Raw genomic sequence first — 20,632 nt, 5'->3', positions numbered from 1 at the left:
AATCTATATGAATTTTTCCACAAAAAAATAGAGTAAGGTGTGAACCTTACTCCATCTCTGCAAATACCATACGATCTTTTCCGTTAATATCGAAAACAACCTCAACATGAGCATATGGAAAAGCTTGTTGTAACAATCTTTTTACATCCTCACCTTGTCCTACTCCAATTTCAAACGCCACAATCGCTTTCTTCTGCAACACATTCGGCAATTCTTCCATAAAACGGCGATAGAAATCTAATCCGTCTTCACCACCAACAAGTGCTCTCTTCGGCTCATGCTCTTTCACAACAGGAGAAAGACCACGCCAATCCTCTTCCGGTATATATGGAGGATTTGAAACAACAACATCTAGCTTTTGACCCGTTTTATGAAATGGTGACAATAAATCACCGTGATAGAACGTTACTTCTGCACCTAAAGCTTTTGCATTTTCTTTTGCAACTTCAATCGACTCTTGTGCAATATCTACTGTATAAACATGAAGATTTTCATTTTCTAAAGCAAGCGTAATAGAAATCGCTCCACTACCTGTACCTATATCTGCTACATGTAGTTTCTCATCACCAAAATGGCGCTCGATTCTTTCTAATACTCCCACTATAAGCTCTTCTGTTTCCGGTCTTGGTATTAATACTTCTTCATTCACAAAGAAAGACCGTCCATAAAACATTTCATAACCAATCATATATTGAATAGGAATACCTTCTACATGCTTGTGGATAAACTCCGTAAAGCTTTTCTCTTGATCCTCAGTTATTTCTTCACGCATATTCATAAGTAATCCTGTTCTGTTCACCTTTAATACATGACAAAGGACAATTTCTCCCGCATTTTCATCTCGTCCATTTTCCTGTAAAAAAGAAGAAGCCCATTTCAGGGCTTCATAGACACGCATTACTCAGCTGCCTCCATCTTTTGAGCCTGATCTTCCATCACTAAGGCATTGATGAAATCATCTAACTTACCTTGTAAGATTTGATCTAGCTTTTGAATCGTTAAACCGATTCGATGGTCTGTAACACGGTTTTGCGGGAAGTTATACGTACGAATACGCTCTGAACGATCTCCCGTACCAACAGCTTGTTTACGGTTTTGATCATACTCAGCTTGCGCTTCTTGTCTAAACTTATCATAAACACGTGCGCGTAATACTTTCATCGCTTTTTCTTTATTCTTGATCTGTGATTTCTCATCCTGACAAGATACAACTACACCAGTCGGTAAATGCGTTAAACGCACCGCTGACATCGTTGTATTAACGCTCTGTCCACCAGGTCCACTAGAAGCGAATGTATCAACACGAACATCTTTCTCATGAATATCAATTTCTACTTCTTCTGCCTCTGGTAATACAGCTACAGTTGCTGTAGATGTATGAATACGTCCACCAGATTCCGTTTCAGGAACACGTTGTACACGGTGAGCACCATTCTCGAATTTCAGCTTCGCGAAAGCACCTTTACCATTAATCATAAAGATAATCTCTTTATATCCACCTAACTCTGTATAGCTAGCCTCAATAATCTCCGTTTTCCAGCCCTGTACCTCAGCGTAACGGCTATACATACGGTATAAGTCACCAGCAAATAAAGCTGCCTCATCTCCACCAGCAGCTCCACGAACCTCAACGATAACGTTCTTATCATCATTAGGGTCTTTTGGAACAAGTAAAATTTTCAGACGCTCTGATAATGTTTTATCTTGTGATTCTAACTCAGAAACTTCTTCTTTTACCATTTCACGCATTTCTGCGTCTAACTTATCTTCTAACATTGCTTTCGCATCTTTTAATTGCTCACGAACATCCTTATACTCACGATACACCTCTACCGTTTCCTGTATATCAGACTGTTCCTTTGAATATTCACGAAGCTTATTTGAATCACTAATAATCGCTGGATCACTTAACAATTCATTTAACTTCTCATAACGATTTTCTACAGCTTGCAAACGATCTAACACATCATTCACCTCTACATCCTAGTATCTAATACAAATAGTATATGGTACTTACTCAAAAAAACGCAAATTATATTTAAAAGTGGCGGTGGCTCTTTCAGCTCTGACCAGCTAAGGTTCTTTCGACCTAAAGGTGCTTTTTACCTTTTGGGCGGAAGGTTCTTAGATGCGAAGAGCTAGCCACCAGAACTAGATATATTTAAAAGCGTAAGCGGCTCACACCGCTCATTCTCTCTATTTTGAAAAAAACCCGCCTTGCGCAGCGAGTTTTACTTATCTTTGTTTGCAGGTACTGCATGACAATGACGACAACGCGGTTCATACGTTTCTGAAGCTCCAACTAAAATAATTGGATCATCAAATGCCGCTGGTTCTCCATCAATTAATCGTTGTGTACGACTTGCTGGAGATCCACATACAGAACATACTGCTTGTAGTTTTGTCACATGTTCAGCAATCGCCATCAGCTGAGGAACTTGTCCAAATGGTAGACCACGGAAATCTTGGTCTAAACCAGCTACAATGACACGATAGCCACGATTTGCCAATACTTGCACCACTTCCACAATGTCCCCATCAAAAAATTGCACCTCATCGATTGCAATAACATCCAGCTCTTCTGTAATATGTTCAAATATATCCTTTGAAGCTGAAACAGGAACTGCTTTTACCTTTAATCCGTTATGTGATACTACATCTTCTTCACTATATCGATTATCAATACATGGTTTAAATACAATTGCATGTTGTTTTGCAAATTGCGTACGGCGCACACGGCGGATTAGCTCTTCTGACTTGCCAGAAAACATACTACCGCAAATCACTTCAATCCAGCCATTTTGATTTATTAAGTACATGAAGCTCTCCTTTCATCTACTTTTCAGTTAAAAGTAGGGTAAAGGTATAATATTTTCGCAAAAAAAACAGACAAGCGAATACATACACTTGCCTGTTTTATGTTTTTATTACTTAAGACCGTATTTCTTATTGAAGCGGTCAACGCGTCCGTCTGCAGTAGCAAACTTCTGACGTCCAGTGTAGAATGGGTGAGAATCAGAACTGATCTCAACTTTTAGTAATGGATAAGTGTTACCATCTTCCCACTCAACAGTTTCGTTAGATCCTTTAGTAGATCCGCTTAAGAATTTGAAGCCTGTGTTTGTGTCCATGAATACAACTTTCTTGTAATCTGGGTGAATTCCTGCTTTCATTCTTTTCATCTCCTTCCGCCCTGAATCATTTTCGAAACAGAGTTTTTCATCTTCAGCTGCATACACAACTATATTGATGAAACACATATGATGAAATTATAACAAGGCTAACTTCATTTTGCAACTACCTGTTTTTGTCTTTTTAATTTTAAAAGCGCAAGCGGCTCGTTCAGAATGGGAGGGGGATGGAGCTTCTGACGTAGAGGCGCTTTTTGCCTCGTAGGAAGACGCGAAGCCACCGACCATTCTAGCCGCTGGAGCTGGATATTAAATTGAAAGTGGAGGTGGCTCGCTCAGCTCTGACCAGCTAAGGTTCTTTCGCCCTAAAGGTGCTTTTTACCTTTTGGGCGGAAGGTTCTTAGATGCGAAGAGCTAGCCACCGGAACTGGATATTATCTTAAAGTGGAGACAGCTCGTTCAAAATCGCAGGCTATTTGGAGCTCTCGACCCTGAAGCGCTTTTTGCTTCATGCGAGAGAGCAAAATGACCGGAGATTTTAGCCGCTGGAGCTCGATATTATCTTAAAGTGGAGACGGCTCGTTTAGCTCTGACTGGCTAAGGTTCTCTCACTTATTTCTCTCTTTAATATCACCTAAACAGCATAAAAAACTCGCTTACTATAAAATAAGCGAGTCCTGATTTTTTCCCTTTACTTAGTTGTTACATACCTTTTTGAGTCTGCAACAATGTTTTGTAAAAACTCTTCATTTGTCTTCGTTTGACGAAGCTTACGTAAGAAACTTTCAACGAAGTCTGGTGTATCACGCATTGTTTTACGAATGCCCCATAACTTGTCTAAATGTTCTTTTGGAATTAATAGATCTTCTTTACGTGTACCAGAACGACGAATATCGATCGCCGGGAAGATACGACGTTCAGCTAATGAACGATCTAAGTGAAGTTCCATATTTCCAGTTCCTTTAAATTCCTCGTAAATAACATCGTCCATACGTGATCCTGTATCAACAAGGGCTGTTGCTAAAATTGTTAAGCTACCGCCTTCTTCAATATTACGCGCAGCTCCAAAGAAACGCTTCGGTCTATGGAAGGCAGCTGGATCGATACCACCTGATAATGTTCTACCACTTGGTGGAATAACGAGGTTGTAAGCTCGAGCTAAACGGGTAATACTATCCATTAAAATGATAACATCTTTCTTGTGCTCTACAAGACGCATCGCACGTTCTAACACAAGCTCAGCTACTTTAATATGATTTTCTGGCACTTCATCAAAAGTAGAACTTACAACATCTCCTTTAACAGAACGTTCAATGTCTGTTACTTCCTCTGGACGCTCATCAATTAAAAGTACAATTAATTCTGCTTCCGGATGATTTGTTGTAACACTATGCGCGATTTCTTTTAATAGACTTGTTTTACCAGCCTTTGGAGGCGCAACAATTAAACCACGTTGTCCAAATCCAACTGGTGCGATTAAATCCATGATGCGTGTCGGTAACTTTTTAGGTTCCGTTTCCAATTTCATTTGGCGATCTGGGTATAATGGTGTTAATGCAGGGAAATGCACACGCTCTTTTGCTGAATCTGGATCATCTCCGTTTACAGCTTCAACTTGTAATAACCCAAAATAGCGTTCATTTTCTTTCGGAGGTCGTACTTTACCAGAAACCTTATCTCCATTACGTAAATCGAAACGACGAATTTGCGAAGCTGAGATATAAATATCTTCTGAGCTTGGAGAATAGTTGATAGGACGTAGGAATCCAAATCCTTCTGATTGAATAATTTCTAATACGCCTTCCATGAAAAAGAAACCTTCTTTTTCTGCTCGAGCTTTCAAAATAGAAAAAATTAACTCTTTTTTCGTTAATTTGCTATAATACGAAATCTTAAATTCTTTCGCAAGCTCGTATAACTCTTTTAATTTCATGTTTTCTAATGCTGCAATTGACAAATTCATTCAGACACCACACTTTAACGTTATTCTCTTTTTTCATGGGTAAAGGGAAAAAATACGGAAGGCAAATAATTAATAATGAAAGGCAATAAGTTCAAGTAGGGTAATATTCACTATTGTAACCCTTTTATCTAGTTTTAATCAATACGTTGGAACACAAATACAAGAAGCGAAGACAAGAAAATTTGTCTTCGCTTCTTATTTAATTTAGTTCCAGCTCCGATAGTTAGAAAAGTCGACCATTTTAACCTTTCTGAGCGAGCCGCTTGCACTTTTTATTTAATCCAGCTCCGGTGTCTAGAAGGGTCAGTCATTTCCCCCCTTCCTGCGAGGCACAAAACGCCTCTTCGTCAGGAGTTCCAATGCCTTCCCCTTCTGAGCAAGCCACCTCCGCTTTTTACTTAATCCAGCTTCAGCAGCTAGAATGGTCGGTGGCTTCACTTCTTCCTACGAGGCAAAAAGCGCCTCTACGTCAGAAGCTCCATCCCCCTCCCATTCTGAACGAGCTGCTTACGCTTTTTATTTAATAACCAAGTTTGGTTTTTTATTCAAGCTATGACGTCCATCCACGAAGCGAACTGTGCCTGATTTTGCGCGCATAACAAGGGATTGCGTTGTTCCTACGCTACCTTTAAATTGAACACCGCGTAATAGTTCTCCATCTGTTACGCCTGTTGCTGCAAAGATTGCATCGTCACCTTTTACTAAGTCCTCCATGCGAAGGATACGATTAATGTCTTCTATGCCCATTTTTTTACAACGTGCTAATTCAGCTTCGTTTTGTGGCAATAGTTTCCCGTGAATTTCTCCACCTAAACATTTTAAAGCAACTGCTGCTAATACACCTTCAGGTGCTCCACCAGATCCAAATAAAATATCTACACCTGTACGATCAAACGCTGTATTAATCGCTCCAGCTACATCTCCATCATTAATCAATTTAATGCGCGCACCAGCTTTACGAATTTCTTCGATAATTTCTTGATGACGTGGACGATTTAAAACTGTCGCTACAACATCTTCAATATCTTTATTTTTCGCTTTCGCAACTGCACGTAAGTTATCAATAATAGGCGCATCAATGTCGACCGCCCCAACTGCTTCTGGGCCAACCGCGATTTTATCCATGTACATGTCAGGGGCATGTAACAAATTACCGTGGTCTGCAATTGCAATAACAGCAAGAGCATTCCAGCCACCAGCTGCTACGATGTTTGTCCCTTCTAAAGGATCAACCGCAACGTCTACACGTGGTCCATATCCTGTACCTAATTTCTCTCCGATATATAGCATTGGTGCTTCATCCATCTCACCTTCACCAATTACAACTGTACCTTTCATCGGAATTGTATCAAATACATCACGCATAGCTGATGTTGCTGCACCGTCTGCCTCATCCTTTTTCCCGCGCCCCATCCAACGCGCTGATGATAAAGCTGCAGCCTCTGTTACACGTACTAACTCCATAGATAAACTTCTCTCCACGATAATCCCTCTCCTTTAAGTCTTTATATTTCTGCCGTATTTTGTGAACCGTGTTTTTCTATAAAGTGATACTTCCGCAAGTAGTGATGCTTCGCTTCCCCCTTGCGGAAGTATCACTTATGCGTTCTTCATTTCTTCAATTTCTTGCTTTGTCATTTGTTCTCGCCAAATGTTTGCTCCAAGCCCTTTAAGCTTGTCCACTATATTCTCATAACCTCGATCAATATGCTCCAGTCCTGTTACTTCTGTAATTCCATCTGCCATTAATCCTGCAATAACAAGTGCCGCTCCTGCTCGTAAATCACTCGCCTTCACTTTTGCACCTTGCAATAATACAGGACCAGTTACAATTGCCGAACGACCCTCTACTTTAATTTGAGCATTCATACGACGTAATTCATCAATGTGTTTGAAACGGGCACCGTAAATTGTATCTGTTACAACTCCCGTCCCGTGCGCCTTTGTTAAAAGCGTCGTAAACGGCTGTTGTAAATCCGTTGGAAAACCTGGATATACAAGCGTTTTGATATCAACTACTTTTAACTTTCTATTACCGTTCACCGTAATTTGATCATCGTTCGTTTCAACTTGAACACCAGCTTCTCTTAGCTTTGCAGTAACTGATTCTAAATGCTGAGGAATAACGTTATCAACCGTTACTTCTCCTCCTGATGCAGCTCCTAGAATCATATACGTACCAGCTTCAATACGATCTGGGATGATAGTATGGTGACAACCATGTAAAGAGTCAACACCATCTATTCGGATTACATCAGTACCAGCACCTTTAATACGTGCTCCCATGCTTGTTAACAATGTAGCTACATCAATGATCTCAGGCTCTTTCGCTGCATTTTCAATAACAGTTCTACCTTTTGCTCGTACAGCTGCTAGCATAATATTAATCGTAGCTCCTACACTAACAACATCTAAATAAATACGTGCCCCGCGTAGCTCATCTGCTCTTAAATAGATGGCACCTTGTTCATTCGTAACATGTGCACCTAGCGCTTCAAACCCTTTAATATGCTGATCAATCGGCCTCGGGCCTAAATGACATCCACCCGGAAGCCCAATAACAGCTTTTTTAAAACGGCCAAGCATTGCACCCATTAAATAATAAGAAGCGCGCAATTTTTTCACTTTTCCATTTGGCAAAGGCATTGCAACCATGTTAGAAGGATCGACTACCATCTCCTCCTCCTGTCCATAAGTTACTTTCCCTCCAATTTCCTCTAGTAAGTCTCCTAACATTTTCACGTCCGAAATATTAGGGACACCACCAATAGTTACTGGAGTATCTGCTAAAATTGTCGCTGGAATTAATGCAACGGCACTGTTCTTTGCACCACTTACTCGAATTGTTCCATTTAAAGCTCTTCCGCCTTCAATTAGCAATTTTTCCATATTGAGCTCCCTTCTTGTGAATGTATTTACTTTCTATCTTTTTATAGAAAGCTCCCCTTAAGAATCTCAATTACTCTTTCCATCCCAAAACTCAATAAATAGGAAACCATTATCTTCATTTCTCCTGTAGCACGAATAGATAAAGATCAACTATTCATCGAATGTACTTTATCAATTTAGATACGTTATCACATTTATTAATAGGACTATGCACATTATTTTCTATTTAAAAACCAAAAATGATAAAATCTTTAGACTTGTTCACGCTTTCATTATACAACGAAAGGAAACCGTCTAAAAGACTAGACGGTTTCCAAAACGGAATTTTATTCTTACGCTTTACCGTTAGAACCGAATTCGCGAATTTTACCAATAACAGTTGCTTTGATAGCGTCGCGGCCAGGTCCGATAAATTTACGAGGATCGTAAACTTCTTGGTCTTTGTTTAATACTTCACGAACAGCTTTTGTAAACTCGATTTGGTTCTCAGTGTTTACGTTGATTTTTGAAGTACCTAAAGAGATAGCTTTTTCGATATCAGCAGTTGGGATACCAGTACCACCATGTAATACTAAAGGTACGCCAGTGAAGTCACGAACTTGTTCCATTTCAGCGAATCCTAAGTTAGGCTCACCTTTGTAAGGACCGTGTACAGAACCTAAAGCTGGAGCTAGGCAATCGATACCTGTTGCTTCAACAAGGTGCTTACACTCTGCTGGGTCAGCGTAAATTACGCCTTCAGCGATTACGTCATCTTCTTGTCCGCCAACTGTTCCAAGCTCAGCTTCAACAGATACGTTACGAGCGTGTGCGTATTCTACTACTTGTTTAGTAGTTTCAACGTTTTCTTCGAATGGGTGGTGAGAAGCGTCGATCATTACAGATGTGAAACCTGCATCGATTGCTTCTTTACATTTTTCGAAGCTTGAACCATGGTCAAGGTGAATCGCTACAGGAACAGTGATGTTCATTTCTTCGATTAAAGCTTTAACCATAGCTACAACTGTTTTGAAACCAGTCATATGACGAGCTGCACCCTCAGATACACCTAGGATTACAGGAGATTTTTCTTCTTCCGCAGCAGCTAAGATAGCTTGAGTCCACTCTAAGTTGTTCATGTTGAATTGACCAACTGCGTATTTTCCTTCTAGTGCTTTGTTTAGCATTTCTTTCATAGAAACTAAAGGCATGGTGAATCCTCCTAAAAAACGTTTTTTGTATCCGATAAGTTCTTATCGCTGGTAGTATGACCAGAATAAGGTAAAATATGTATATCTACATACCGGACTTTTTTCTACACTCAATAGGATAACAACTTGTACTCAAAAACTCAACCGTATTCACCTGCACAATAGTCCATGTAAACGCTTTTTTCCATATTTTTTATAAAAAATTCATTTTTACGCCTCTACAGCGAGCTCATTTCTCACAGCTTGACGAATTTCATCAATATCAAATGGTTTAGCAAAATGCATTAAAGCACCTAAATCTTTTGCTTCTTGGATCATATCAAGCTCTCCATAAGCAGTCATTAAAATTACTTTAATACTCTCATCAATTTCTTTTACATGCTTTAAAATCTCTATACCATCCATGCCTGGAATTTTCATATCTAACACTACTAAATCTGGATTATCTTTTTTCACGATATCTAAAGCTTGAAATCCATTTGCTGCTTGGAATGTCTGATAACCTTCTTTTTGGAACACTTCATGTAATAGCACACGAATCCCATATTGATCATCAACGATTAAAATTTTACCTTCCATAATTCCCAACCTTTCTGTGTAAGTACAAGATTTAAAGCTTCTTATATCTTAACGATTTATTTTCGCTATTCTTTGGCAAATTCCTTCCTATTCTTTCTTATTTTACCGTTTCCTATTTTGTTATGCTACCCTACGATTTCACCTTTCTAAAAAAATAAACTATAATGAAAGCCGGCAAACACGTACGAAGGGAGTAACATTATGTTAAAAATTTTTTCAACTCAATTAAGTGGTTATTTCTCCAGAGTTTCTCAAAAAGAAGAAATGAATATAGAAGATAGTGCTCGTTTACTTGCTCAAGCACTAGTTGGCGATGGTTTCATTTATTTACATGGTACAAATGAAATGGAAGGCGTTGTTGCCGAGGCACTATTCGGTGCTGAACCAATGAAGCAAGCAAAACGCTTATTTGAAAATGGTAAAGAAGCAGAAATAACCTCTGCGGATCGTGTACTTCTTATTAGCCGTTTTTCAACAGATGAAGCGGTTGTAGAAATTGCAAAAAAACTACAAGAAGAGGGACACTCTATTGTCGGCATTTCTGCTCTTCAAGAAGGTACGGAATCACTCGAACGATATACAGACGTACATATTGATACAAAACTGTTAAAAGGTCTTATTCCAGACGATGAAGGTAATCGCTACGGATTCCCAAGTTTAATAGTAGCTTTATTTGCTTATCACGGAATCAAATTTACAATCGATGAAATGTTAAATGAATATTAAAAAAAAGCGCCTTATTTCAGGCGCTTTTTTTATTACTTGCTCTCTTTATTCGTAATAGAAGCTCTTACGAAGTCATGGAACAATGGTTGTGGACGGTTTGGACGAGAAACAAGTTCTGGGTGGAACTGTGCTGCCACGAACCAAGGGTGGTCTTTTAATTCAATGATTTCAACTAGACGGCCGTCTGGGCTTGTACCAGAGAATACAAATCCTTCTTTTTCCATATCAGGACGGAACTGGTTGTTGAACTCATAACGATGACGATGACGCTCATATACAACCGGCTCATTATAAGCATTGTAAGCATTTGTTTCTTCAGCAAGCTTACATGGGTATAGACCAAGACGAAGTGTACCACCTAGGTCCTCTACATCTTTTTGTTCTGGTAATAAGTCGATGATTGCATATGGTGTGTCAGGGTTGATTTCAGAAGAGTTAGCACCTTCTAAACCTAATACATTACGTGCGAATTCGATTGATGCAAGTTGCATACCTAAGCAAATTCCTAAGAATGGAACTTTGTTTTCACGAGCATATTGAATCGCAACGATTTTACCTTCTACACCACGATCGCCGAAGCCACCTGGTACAAGGATACCATCTGTATCGCCAACTAATTCTTTTACGTTTTCTGCTGTTACGTGCTCAGCATTTACCCATTTTACTTCTACATCTGTGTCGAATGAGTAACCAGCATGACGAAGTGCTTCTACAACAGAAATATAAGCATCTTGAAGTTCTACATATTTACCAACAAGAGCGATTTTTGTTTTCTTAGAAAGATTACGCACTTTGTTAACTAGCGCAGTCCACTCTGTCATATCTGCAGCTGGATTGTCTAATTTTAAGTGGTCACAAACGATTTGGTCCATGTTTTGTTCTTGAAGAGATAATGGAACCGCATATAAAGTATCTGCATCGCGAGCTTCGATAACTGCTTTTGTATCGATGTCACAGAATAATGCAAGCTTGTCTTTCATATCTTGAGAAACAGGCATTTCTGTACGAACAACGATAATGTTTGGTTGAATACCTAAGCTACGAAGTTCTTTAACACTATGTTGTGTTGGTTTTGTCTTCATTTCACCCGCTGCTTTTAAGTACGGGATTAACGTACAGTGAATGTACATTACATTGTCACGACCGATGTCGCTCTTAATTTGACGGATTGCTTCTAAGAATGGTAGAGACTCGATGTCACCAACAGTTCCACCGATTTCTGTAATAACAACATCCGCATTTGTTTCACGACCAGAACGATATACGCGTTCTTTAATTTCGTTAGTAATATGAGGAATAACTTGAACTGTTCCTCCTAAATATTCACCGCGACGCTCTTTTTGAAGAACTGAAGAGTAAATTTTACCTGTTGTTACGTTGCTGTATTTGTTTAAGTTAATGTCGATGAAACGCTCATAGTGACCAAGGTCTAAGTCAGTTTCTGCGCCATCATCTGTTACGAATACCTCACCGTGTTGGTATGGGCTCATAGTCCCTGGGTCTACGTTAATGTATGGATCAAACTTTTGAATCGTTACGTTTAAACCACGATTTTTTAAAAGTCTTCCAAGAGATGCTGCTGTAATACCTTTTCCTAAAGACGATACTACACCGCCTGTTACAAAAATATACTTAGTCATGAAAAAGCTCCCTTCTATTTTGCTGTTATATAATCACCGTTGCAAAGCGCAACGTATGTAGATAACACTATATCCATCTTATTGTTAGACTCTTTTTATTTTCTAAACAAAAAACAAAAAAGAAAATTGCTCCCCTCATCACAAAAAGTAATAAGTAGGGAGCAATTTTCTTTTATATTTACACTTTAAAAGTATTATCGTCCTTTTTTAAAGAGCCCAAAAATGATTCTACATGGACGATAATGAAAAGTCAAGAACTACAGTTCTTCCTCTTCTTCTTCTTCAGTTTCATCATACTCAAGTTCTTCTTCAGCGAAGTCGTCGTCATCTTCGTCTAAATCATCAAGATCGTCGTCATCTCCGTCTTCTTCTTCAAGAACCTTGTCCAAATCTTCTACATCGTCTTCATCTTCACTTACGTCTGCATCGTCGAAGTCATCTTCGTCTTCTTCAATGTAGTCGTCAAAACCGTCTTCTTCAACTTTACGTTTCTTCTTCGGTTTTGGTTGAGGCAAGATTTCTTCATCAATTTGCTCATATGGGTACCAGCTGCGTAGTCCCCAACGATTTTCTCCTAAATTAATGAAACGTCCATCGATGTTTAAGTCTGTATAAAATTGTGCGATTTTCGCATTAACTTGCTCTTGAGATAGTCCCAGCACTTGAGCGATTTCTTGAACCAACTCGTTGAATGTCGTTGCTTGTTTTTTATCCCCTAAAACGCTATGTACAACTTCAATCATTGAACATTCTTTTAGCTCTTCTGGTGAATATTGCTTAAAATCCACTTATGCGGCACTTCCTTTCATCAAATATAACCTTATATATAACGGCCTGCTTAAAAAAATCCATACTATTCATTATAAACAAAAGTCGCACAAATATGCTACAAAAAAAACGGGAAACTTTTATAGGGTAGTAAAATTATAATTTGTCTGTTCCTTATTTCGGAAGCATATGGGCCCCTTGCAATACATACCTAATTTGCATTTCTGTATATTCTTCGAGCGTATACAGTTTTTGCAGCGCCCAGCGTCTAAATCCCCACATCTGTCCTTGTATAAAAATATTATGCGCAAGAAGCTGTATTTCTTTTTTATTTAATGTAAATGTTCCATTTTCCGTACACTGTTCTAAAATATTCTCGAACATTCCTACCATTTGAAACTCCTTTTCTAATACATACGGAAGTGATTCTTTCGGTAAAAAGCGTACCTCTTGATACATTATCAATACTTCTTCCTGTAATTCGTCCATCACTTTAAAGTAATTCGTTATTGCTATCTTTAAACTTTCTATACTCCCTTTTTCTGTACACACTACTTCCTCTAATCTTTCTTTTACATGTTCATATATACTATCACAAACTAAATATAAAACATCATCTTTGGTACGAATGTACTCATAAAGTGTCCCTATACTAAACCCAGCCGCTTTTGCAATCTCTCTCGTTGTTGTACGCGGAAATCCTTTTTGTTTAAACAGTTGCACCGCACCTTTAATCATTTGTTCACGTCTTAACGCAACTAATTTTTCATCTTTCACCGATGCATGCACATTATGTTTAACCATTCCCTTCACCTCTCTCTATTATTTTTTGGAAGGAAAAAGCGTAGGAAAATACCTACGCTTTCGTTCCTACTTCGTTAACATACGAGAAATTACAAGCCTCTGAATTTCTTGTGTTCCTTCATATATTTGTGTAATCTTTGCATCTCGCATATAACGCTCTACTGGATAATCTTTCGTATAACCGTAACCACCAAATACTTGCACCGCTTCAGTCGTCACCTTCATCGCTGCATCGCCTGCAAATACTTTTGACATCGCTGATTCTTTTCCATACGGAAGCCCTTCTGATTCAAGCCAAGCCGCTTGATATGTTAAAAGGCGTGCTGCTTCTACATCTGTTGCCATATCCGCAAGTTTAAAGCCAATCCCTTGCTGCGCCGCAATTGGTTTTCCAAACTGATGGCGCTCCCTTGCATATTCTACAGAAGCATCTAAAGCCCCTTGTGCAATCCCAACAGCTTGCGCCGCAATACCGTTACGACCTCCATCTAATGTTTGCATCGCAACTTTAAACCCTTGCCCCTCTCCTCCAAGTAGATTCTCTACAGGAATACGGCAATCTTCAAACATAATTTCAGTCGTTGGTGAAGAGCGAATCCCTAGCTTGCTCTCCTTCTTCCCAACTGAAAATCCCGGTGTATCACTTTCTACAATAAATGCACTCGTACCGCGCTGCTTCGATTCAGGATCAGTTAGCGCAAAAACAACATAAATATCAGCAATACCGCCATTTGTAATGAAAATTTTTGATCCATTTAAAATATAATGATCGCCATTTCTCTTTGCGATTGTCTTCATTCCACCAGCATCCGATCCAGATCCTGGTTCCGTTAAGCCGTATGCACCAATTTTCTTCCCTTCAGCCATCGGCCGTAAAAACTTTTGCTTTTGCTCTTCCGTCCCAAATTTAAAAATTGGCCATCCCGCAAGTGAAGTATGCGCAGACAGTGTTACACCTGTTGAAGCACAAACGCGAGATAATTCTTCAATAGCGATTACGTATGCTAAGTAATCGCTTCCAATTCCACCGTACTCTTCAGGCCATGGAATACCAGTTAAACCAAGCTCTGCCATTTGATCAAATAACTCTCGATCAAATCGCTCTTCTTCATCACGCTCAGCTGCTGTTGGTGCCACTTCATTTTTAGCAAAATCTCGAACCATTTTTCTTATCATTTCATGTTCTTCTGATAGTTTAAAATGCATCTCCGTCTCCCCCTCGCCCTTTTATAAAGCACGGCTAATAACAAGTTTCTGTATTTCACTTGTTCCTTCATATATTTGCGTAATTTTCGCATCACGGAAAAATCGTTCTACTGGATAGTCTTTCGTATAACCGTAACCACCAAATACTTGCACCGCCTCAATCGCGACTTCAACCGCTGTCTTAGAAGCAAATAATTTCGCAATAGATGCTTCTTTACCGCATGGTAATCCTTGTGCCCTAAGAGATGCCGCTCTATATACGAGTAACCTTGCTGCCTCGACACTTGTTGCCATATCTGCAAGCTTGAAGCCAATCCCTTGCTGCGCCGCAATTGGTTTTCCGAATTGCTCACGTTCTTTCGCATAATCAATTGCACAGCCAAGCGCCGCTTCAGCAATTCCTAACGCCTGCGCACCGATTCCAATTCGCCCAACATCTAAATTCGCCATCGCCACTTTGAATCCTTGTCCTTCTTCCCCAAGTAAATTCTCAGCTGGCACTTTCATATCTTCAAAAGTAAGTTGTACTGTACGAGAACCGAGAAGTCCCATCTTATGTTCATCTTTTCCAATGATTAAACCAGGTGTATCTTTCTCTACTATAAATGCAGAAATACCACTTTTTCCTGCCTCTGGATTTGTAGAAGCGAATACAATGTATGTACTTGCTTCACCACCATTTGTAATAAACACTTTCGATCCATTAATAATATAATGATCACCTTTTTTCACAGCTCTTGATTTCAAACTCCCTGCATCTGATCCTGCATTTGGCTCTGTTAAAGCAAATGCACCTAAATATTCCCCGGTTGCAAGTTTAGAAACATATTGTTTCTTCTGTTCTTCTGTTCCAAAATATAAAATCGGATTCATTCCAACTGACGTATGTACAGCTAAAATTACACCAACTGTTGCACTTACCTTTGAGATTTCCTCAATTGCTAGAATGTAAGAAATAAAGTCCATTTCTGCCCCGCCGTATTTTGCAGGCGCTGGAATACCCATTAATCCAAGCTCACCCATCTTTTGCAAAATCTCTTTCGGGAACACCCCTTGTTCCATACTAGGAACAAAGGGAGCTATTTCCTTCTGTGCAAAATCCCGAACCATTTTCCTCATCATTTGCTGCTCTTCATTAAAACGAAAGTTCATATATTCCGCCTCCATTTGCTATATATCCTTTAAATAATTTGGTAAGACCACTATGTTGTAACAAAGGGGACATTTATTCGTAAACGTAGAATCCACGACCTGTTTTACGCCCTAACCATCCTGCATTCACATACTTACGTAATAATGGACATGGGCGATATTTACTATCTCCTAATCCTTCATGCAACACTTCCATAATGTATAAACACGTATCTAAACCGATAAAATCAGCGAGTGTCAAAGGCCCCATCGGATGGTTCATACCAAGCTTCATGACTTCATCAATTGCTTCTTTCGTCGCTACACCTTCATATAACGTATAAATTGCTTCGTTAATCATCGGTAGTAAAATGCGGTTTGATACAAAACCTGGGAAATCATTCACTTCAACTGGTACTTTCCCAATTTTTTTCGTAATATCTTCAATTGCTTCATATACCGCATCATCGGTAGCCAAACCACGAATAATCTCAACAAGCTTCATAACTGGAACTGGATTCATAAAGTGCATACCGATTACTTTTTCCGGACGCTTCGTTACCGCTGCAATTTCTGTAATTGGCAGAGATGACGTATTCGTCGCTAAAATTGCGTGTTCTGGAGCAATTTCATCTAGATTCGCAAAGATTTTCTTTTTAATATCCATTTTCTCAACAGCTGCTTCAATAATAAGATCCGCTTCTTTCACACAATCTAAATCAAGCGTTACTGTAAGACGATTTAATGTCGCTTCCTTCTCTTCTTCCTTCATGCGTCCTTTTTCTACTTGGCGCGCTAAGTTTTTCGTAATGATAGCCATTCCTCTATCTAATTGCTCTTGCTTTAAATCTTGTACCTTCACGTCATATCCTGCCATTGCACATACTTGTGCAATTCCTGATCCCATTTGCCCTGCACCAATTACAACAATGTTTTGTACACCCATTTTTTCTTCCCCCTTAATTGTTAATAAATTTTATACCCTCGAACTTTAATTAGTGGACTTCAATCATCACTGCGTCCCCTTGACCGCCACCGCTACAAATCGAAGCAATTCCAATTCCGCCGCCGCGCTGCTTAAGTGCATGGATTAGTGTAACGATAATGCGCGCTCCGCTTGCTCCAATTGGATGTCCCATCGCTACCGCGCCGCCATTTACATTCAATTTTTCCGGATCAATTCCTGCGATTTCTGTACTTGCAATTGCTACCGCTGCAAATGCTTCATTAATCTCGAATAAATCGATGTCTTCAATTTTCTTGCCTGTTTTTTCAAGCAATGCGTTAATTGCATAACCTGGCGTTCTTGGGAAATCTTTAGATTCCACTGCGATTGCTGTATGCGCCAAAATTGTCGCTAATGGCTTTCTTCCTTCTTGCTTCGCTCTGTCTTCGCTCATTAATACAAGTGCGGCACCACCATCATTTAGTCCCGGCGCATTACCAGCTGTCACCGTCGCTGTCTTATCAAATACAGGTTTTAACTTTGCTAACTTTTCAATCGTTGTATCTTCACGTGGCGCCTCATCCTTTGCAACGACAATAGGATCGCCTTTTCTTTGCGGAATCGTTACTGGCACGATTTCCTCTTCAAAACGCCCTTCTTTATGCGCTGAAACCGCACGCTGATGGCTACGATATGCCCATTCATCTTGCGCTTCGCGAGAAATTCCATCTTCCTTCGCAACTTCTCCGCCATAAACGCCCATGTGTGTACCTGAAAATGCACATGTTAAACCGTCAGCAACGTTTAAATCAACAACTTCGTTATTGCCCATTCTGTATCCCCATCTTGCTCCGCGTAAAATGTAAGGACTGTTACTCATCGACTCCATACCGCCAGCTACAATTAGTGATTGATCGCCAGTACGAATAATCTGATCCGCCAACGTAACCGCACGAAGTCCTGATGCACAAACTTTATTCACTGTTTCCGTCTGCACTTCCCATGGGATTCCAGCAGCCCTTGCAGCTTGGCGCGATGGAATTTGCCCCTGTCCACCTTGAATAACCGTTCCAAATATAACTTCTTCAACATCACTAGCCGCAACATTTGCTCTTTCAAGCGCTGCTTTAATTGCAATTCCTCCAAGTTCCGCCGCTTTTACATCTTTTAAAGATCCTCCAAATTTTCCAACTGGTGTTCTTGCAGCACTTAAAATAACTGTTTTACTCATGTTTCTTTCCCCCATTTCATTTTTTAACACTGAGCGCTCGCTCGGTATCCCTACGTTGAGAAGAGGTGCAATCATTGCACCTCTTTCTAAAGTTGTATACATTCTTACAAACTACATCGCTTCTTTTTTCTGTCCGATAACAGATCGTTCTAAAATCTCTGTCACATCAAGAGTTTGAACCTTCTCTTCTACCTCTTTCGCTTTCGTTCCATCACTGATCATCGTTAAGCAATATGGACAACCTGTACCGATAATGGATGGCTGTACAGCTAATGCTTGTTCTGTACGAGCAACGTTAATACGTGAACCTGTTGTTTCTTCCATCCACATTAAGCCACCACCTGCGCCACAGCACATTCCCGTTTCACGGTTACGTGCCATTTCTACAAGATTCACTCCAGGAATCGCTTTCAAAATGTCACGTGGCGCTTCATACACTTCGTTGTATCTTCCTAAATAACAGGAATCATGGTACGTAACTGTTTCTTCAATAGCGTGAACAGGCTTTAAGCGCCCTTCTTTCACCCACTGAGCTAACAATTCTGTATGATGATAGACTTCTGCTTGCAAGCCAAAGTCCGGATACTCATTTTTAAATGTGTTATAAGCATGAGGATCAATCGTAACGATTTTCTTCACTCCTGCCTTTTCAAATTCTTCGATATTCTTTGTCGCCATCTCTTGGAATACAAATTCATTTCCAAGGCGGCGTGGTGTATCTCCAGAATTCTTTTCTTTATTACCGAGAATTGCGAATGAAATGCCTGCTTCGTTCATTAACTTCGCAAACGATATCGCAATCTTCTGACTACGATTGTCGTATGATCCCATTGAACCAACCCAGAATAAATACTCGAATTCCTCCCCAGCTTTTGATTTTTCTTTTACAGTTGGAACTGTTACTTCGTCATCACCTTGGCGCCATGTTTCACGCTCTTTACGGTTCAGCCCCCACGGATTTCCTTGACGCTCGATATTTGTCATCGCGCGTTGTGCTTCCGCGTCCATTTTTCCTTCAGTCAAAACGAGATATCGACGTAAGTCAATAATTTTGTCAACATGCTCATTCATAACTGGGCATTGATCTTCACAGTTACGGCACGTTGTACATGCCCAGATCTCTTCTTCTGTAATAACATCTCCGATTAAACTCGGATCGTAAGCGAGCGTTGTAGACGCTGATTCTTGTTGCCCTTTTCCAGCTGCCATCATCGCTAACTGATTTCCTTGTGTATTATTGAAGGCAACTACTGGAACCCACGGTGCTTTTGATGTTACCGCAGCTCCTTTATCAGTTAAATGATCGCGAAGTTTTAAAATTAAGTCCATCGGTGATAACATTTTTCCTGTTCCTGTTGCCGGACACATATTTGTACAACGGCCACACTCTACACAAGCGTATAAGTCAATAAGTTGATTTTGTCTAAAGTCTTCAATTTTACCAACACCAAATGTTTCTTGCGTTTCATCTTCAAAATCAATCTTTTCAAGCTTCCCTGGGTTTGAAAGACGACCGAAGAATACATTAGCTGGTCCTGCAATTAAATGCGCATGTTTTGATTGTGGAACATACACTAAAAACGTTAACAAAATTAGTAAATGCACCCACCAAGAAAAATAGAACACTGAAATGGCTACGGTTTCATTTATCCCGCTAAAAACGTAAGCGATTGCAGAAGCAATTGGTTCACTCCATGAAAGCTCCTCGCCATGCCATATAAGTCCCATACCGTTACCAAGTAGCACAGAAATCATTAAACCACCGATAAAAATAAGAACAAGACCTGATTTGAAGTTACGTTTTAAACGAACAAGCTTTTCTACATAACGTCTATGAAAAGCCCAAAATACTGCAATTAAAATAACAAGTGTGACAATTTCCTGGAAGAATGTAAATGCAGGGTATAGTGGTCCAAGTGGAAGATGTGATCCTGGTGCGAGTCCTTTCCAAACGAAGTCAATTGCTCCAAATTGGACAAGAATAAATCCGTAAAAGAACATAACGTGAATGATGCCGCTTTTCTTATCTTTCAGCAGCTTTTTCTGACCGAAAACATTGACCTTAAGGAGATCCCAACGCTCTTTAAAACGACGGTCAAACTCAATTTTTTTTCCTAATTGTATGTAGGCCATTCTCGTCCGTATAAGATATACAAACAAATATCCTGCATAAGCAATAACAGCAATGGCAGCCAGCCAATTAATAATCAGTAAGCTATTCATTTTTATGCTACCCCTCTCTTTGTAAGCCCTCTTTCTTTTTGAATCTTCAAAAATATATAATTTTCTGAATTATATCCCCTATCCCCATTATATAATGAGTGAGCATTCAGTCAACAGTTTTTTGTTATAGAACAACACATTTTTTCATAAAGCTGTTTATTTCGGTGAAACTATAAAGTGAAACTTTAATCAGTAGGGGTGGTTC

18 protein-coding genes are annotated in these 20,632 nt (G+C 39.6%); 1 reads left to right on the top strand and 17 read right to left on the bottom strand.

Annotation, left to right across the window (positions count from 1 at the left end; all coding sequences use genetic code 11):
- Positions 1 to 46: 46 nt before the first annotated feature.
- From prmC to spo0F, 9 genes are all read right to left on the bottom strand, one after another.
- Positions 47 to 898, bottom strand: coding sequence for a peptide chain release factor N(5)-glutamine methyltransferase (gene prmC / locus QO049_RS00835; protein ID WP_098381972.1), 852 nt, complete (start codon positions 896 to 898; stop codon positions 47 to 49).
- Positions 898 to 1,965 carry a peptide chain release factor 1 gene (gene prfA / locus QO049_RS00830; protein ID WP_000887064.1) on the bottom strand — a complete coding sequence of 356 codons (1,068 nt, stop codon included), beginning with the start codon at positions 1,963 to 1,965 and terminating at the stop codon, positions 898 to 900. Before prfA ends, prmC begins: the two co-directional genes overlap by 1 nt.
- 266 nt (positions 1,966 to 2,231) lie before the next feature.
- The gene (locus QO049_RS00825) at positions 2,232 to 2,819 is read right to left on the bottom strand and encodes a thymidine kinase (RefSeq protein WP_000280860.1); all 588 of its coding nucleotides are present in this window, start codon (positions 2,817 to 2,819) and stop codon (positions 2,232 to 2,234) included.
- Between the two features lie 108 nt (positions 2,820 to 2,927).
- A complete protein-coding gene (locus QO049_RS00820; protein WP_000643433.1) occupies positions 2,928 to 3,173 on the bottom strand; it encodes a type B 50S ribosomal protein L31 in 246 nt (81 codons plus the stop codon).
- A gap of 649 nt (positions 3,174 to 3,822) precedes the next feature.
- Positions 3,823 to 5,094, bottom strand: coding sequence for a transcription termination factor Rho (rho, locus tag QO049_RS00815; RefSeq protein WP_001053903.1), 1,272 nt, complete (start codon positions 5,092 to 5,094; stop codon positions 3,823 to 3,825).
- A gap of 516 nt (positions 5,095 to 5,610) precedes the next feature.
- On the bottom strand, positions 5,611 to 6,576 hold the full coding sequence (glpX, locus tag QO049_RS00810; RefSeq protein WP_000442340.1) for a class II fructose-bisphosphatase: 966 nt from the start codon (positions 6,574 to 6,576) through the stop codon (positions 5,611 to 5,613).
- A 117-nt stretch (positions 6,577 to 6,693) separates the two neighbouring features.
- Positions 6,694 to 7,983 carry a UDP-N-acetylglucosamine 1-carboxyvinyltransferase gene (gene murA / locus QO049_RS00805; RefSeq protein ID WP_000413254.1) on the bottom strand — a complete coding sequence of 430 codons (1,290 nt, stop codon included), beginning with the start codon at positions 7,981 to 7,983 and terminating at the stop codon, positions 6,694 to 6,696.
- A 332-nt stretch (positions 7,984 to 8,315) separates the two neighbouring features.
- The gene (locus QO049_RS00800; RefSeq protein ID WP_001131855.1) at positions 8,316 to 9,173 is read right to left on the bottom strand and encodes a class II fructose-bisphosphate aldolase; all 858 of its coding nucleotides are present in this window, start codon (positions 9,171 to 9,173) and stop codon (positions 8,316 to 8,318) included.
- Positions 9,174 to 9,383: 210 nt separating this feature from the next.
- Entirely contained in the window at positions 9,384 to 9,752 is a 369-nt protein-coding gene (spo0F, locus tag QO049_RS00795; RefSeq protein ID WP_000398594.1) for a sporulation initiation phosphotransferase Spo0F, read from the bottom strand.
- A gap of 201 nt (positions 9,753 to 9,953) precedes the next feature.
- Here spo0F and QO049_RS00790 point away from each other — a divergent pair, with 201 nt between their 5' ends.
- On the top strand, positions 9,954 to 10,478 hold the full coding sequence (locus QO049_RS00790) for a DUF2529 domain-containing protein (protein WP_098381971.1): 525 nt from the start codon (positions 9,954 to 9,956) through the stop codon (positions 10,476 to 10,478).
- A 32-nt stretch (positions 10,479 to 10,510) separates the two neighbouring features.
- Here the strand turns inward: QO049_RS00790 and pyrG are convergent, their stop codons facing one another.
- The 8 genes from pyrG to QO049_RS00750 all read right to left on the bottom strand — a co-directional run bounded on the left by pyrG (position 10,511) and on the right by QO049_RS00750 (position 20,427).
- Positions 10,511 to 12,118 carry a CTP synthase gene (pyrG, locus tag QO049_RS00785; RefSeq protein WP_000170460.1) on the bottom strand — a complete coding sequence of 536 codons (1,608 nt, stop codon included), beginning with the start codon at positions 12,116 to 12,118 and terminating at the stop codon, positions 10,511 to 10,513.
- Positions 12,119 to 12,375: 257 nt separating this feature from the next.
- A complete protein-coding gene (rpoE, locus tag QO049_RS00780; RefSeq protein WP_000346280.1) occupies positions 12,376 to 12,906 on the bottom strand; it encodes a DNA-directed RNA polymerase subunit delta in 531 nt (176 codons plus the stop codon).
- A 154-nt stretch (positions 12,907 to 13,060) separates the two neighbouring features.
- Positions 13,061 to 13,690: a TetR/AcrR family transcriptional regulator gene (locus QO049_RS00775; RefSeq protein ID WP_000238599.1), complete on the bottom strand. Its 630-nt coding sequence runs from the start codon at positions 13,688 to 13,690 to the stop codon at positions 13,061 to 13,063.
- A gap of 66 nt (positions 13,691 to 13,756) precedes the next feature.
- Positions 13,757 to 14,896 carry an acyl-CoA dehydrogenase AcdA gene (acdA, locus tag QO049_RS00770; protein WP_246961650.1) on the bottom strand — a complete coding sequence of 380 codons (1,140 nt, stop codon included), beginning with the start codon at positions 14,894 to 14,896 and terminating at the stop codon, positions 13,757 to 13,759.
- A 21-nt stretch (positions 14,897 to 14,917) separates the two neighbouring features.
- On the bottom strand, positions 14,918 to 16,048 hold the full coding sequence (locus QO049_RS00765; protein WP_001011182.1) for an acyl-CoA dehydrogenase: 1,131 nt from the start codon (positions 16,046 to 16,048) through the stop codon (positions 14,918 to 14,920).
- Positions 16,049 to 16,121: 73 nt separating this feature from the next.
- Positions 16,122 to 16,973, bottom strand: coding sequence for a 3-hydroxybutyryl-CoA dehydrogenase (locus QO049_RS00760; RefSeq protein WP_000538880.1), 852 nt, complete (start codon positions 16,971 to 16,973; stop codon positions 16,122 to 16,124).
- Positions 16,974 to 17,022: 49 nt separating this feature from the next.
- The gene (locus QO049_RS00755; protein WP_002025101.1) at positions 17,023 to 18,306 is read right to left on the bottom strand and encodes an acetyl-CoA C-acetyltransferase; all 1,284 of its coding nucleotides are present in this window, start codon (positions 18,304 to 18,306) and stop codon (positions 17,023 to 17,025) included.
- Between the two features lie 9 nt (positions 18,307 to 18,315).
- Positions 18,316 to 20,427 (bottom strand): (Fe-S)-binding protein, encoded by a 2,112-nt coding sequence (locus tag QO049_RS00750; protein ID WP_001086776.1) that lies wholly within the window; start codon positions 20,425 to 20,427, stop codon positions 18,316 to 18,318.
- Positions 20,428 to 20,632: the final 205 nt, after the last annotated feature.

Origin of the sequence: Bacillus sp. RB3, assembly GCF_030164735.1 — a bacterium.
GTDB lineage: Bacteria > Bacillota > Bacilli > Bacillales > Bacillaceae_G > Bacillus_A > Bacillus_A cereus.
Note: the sequence above shows the minus strand (reverse complement) of the source record. Positions and strands in the feature narration are given on the sequence as shown.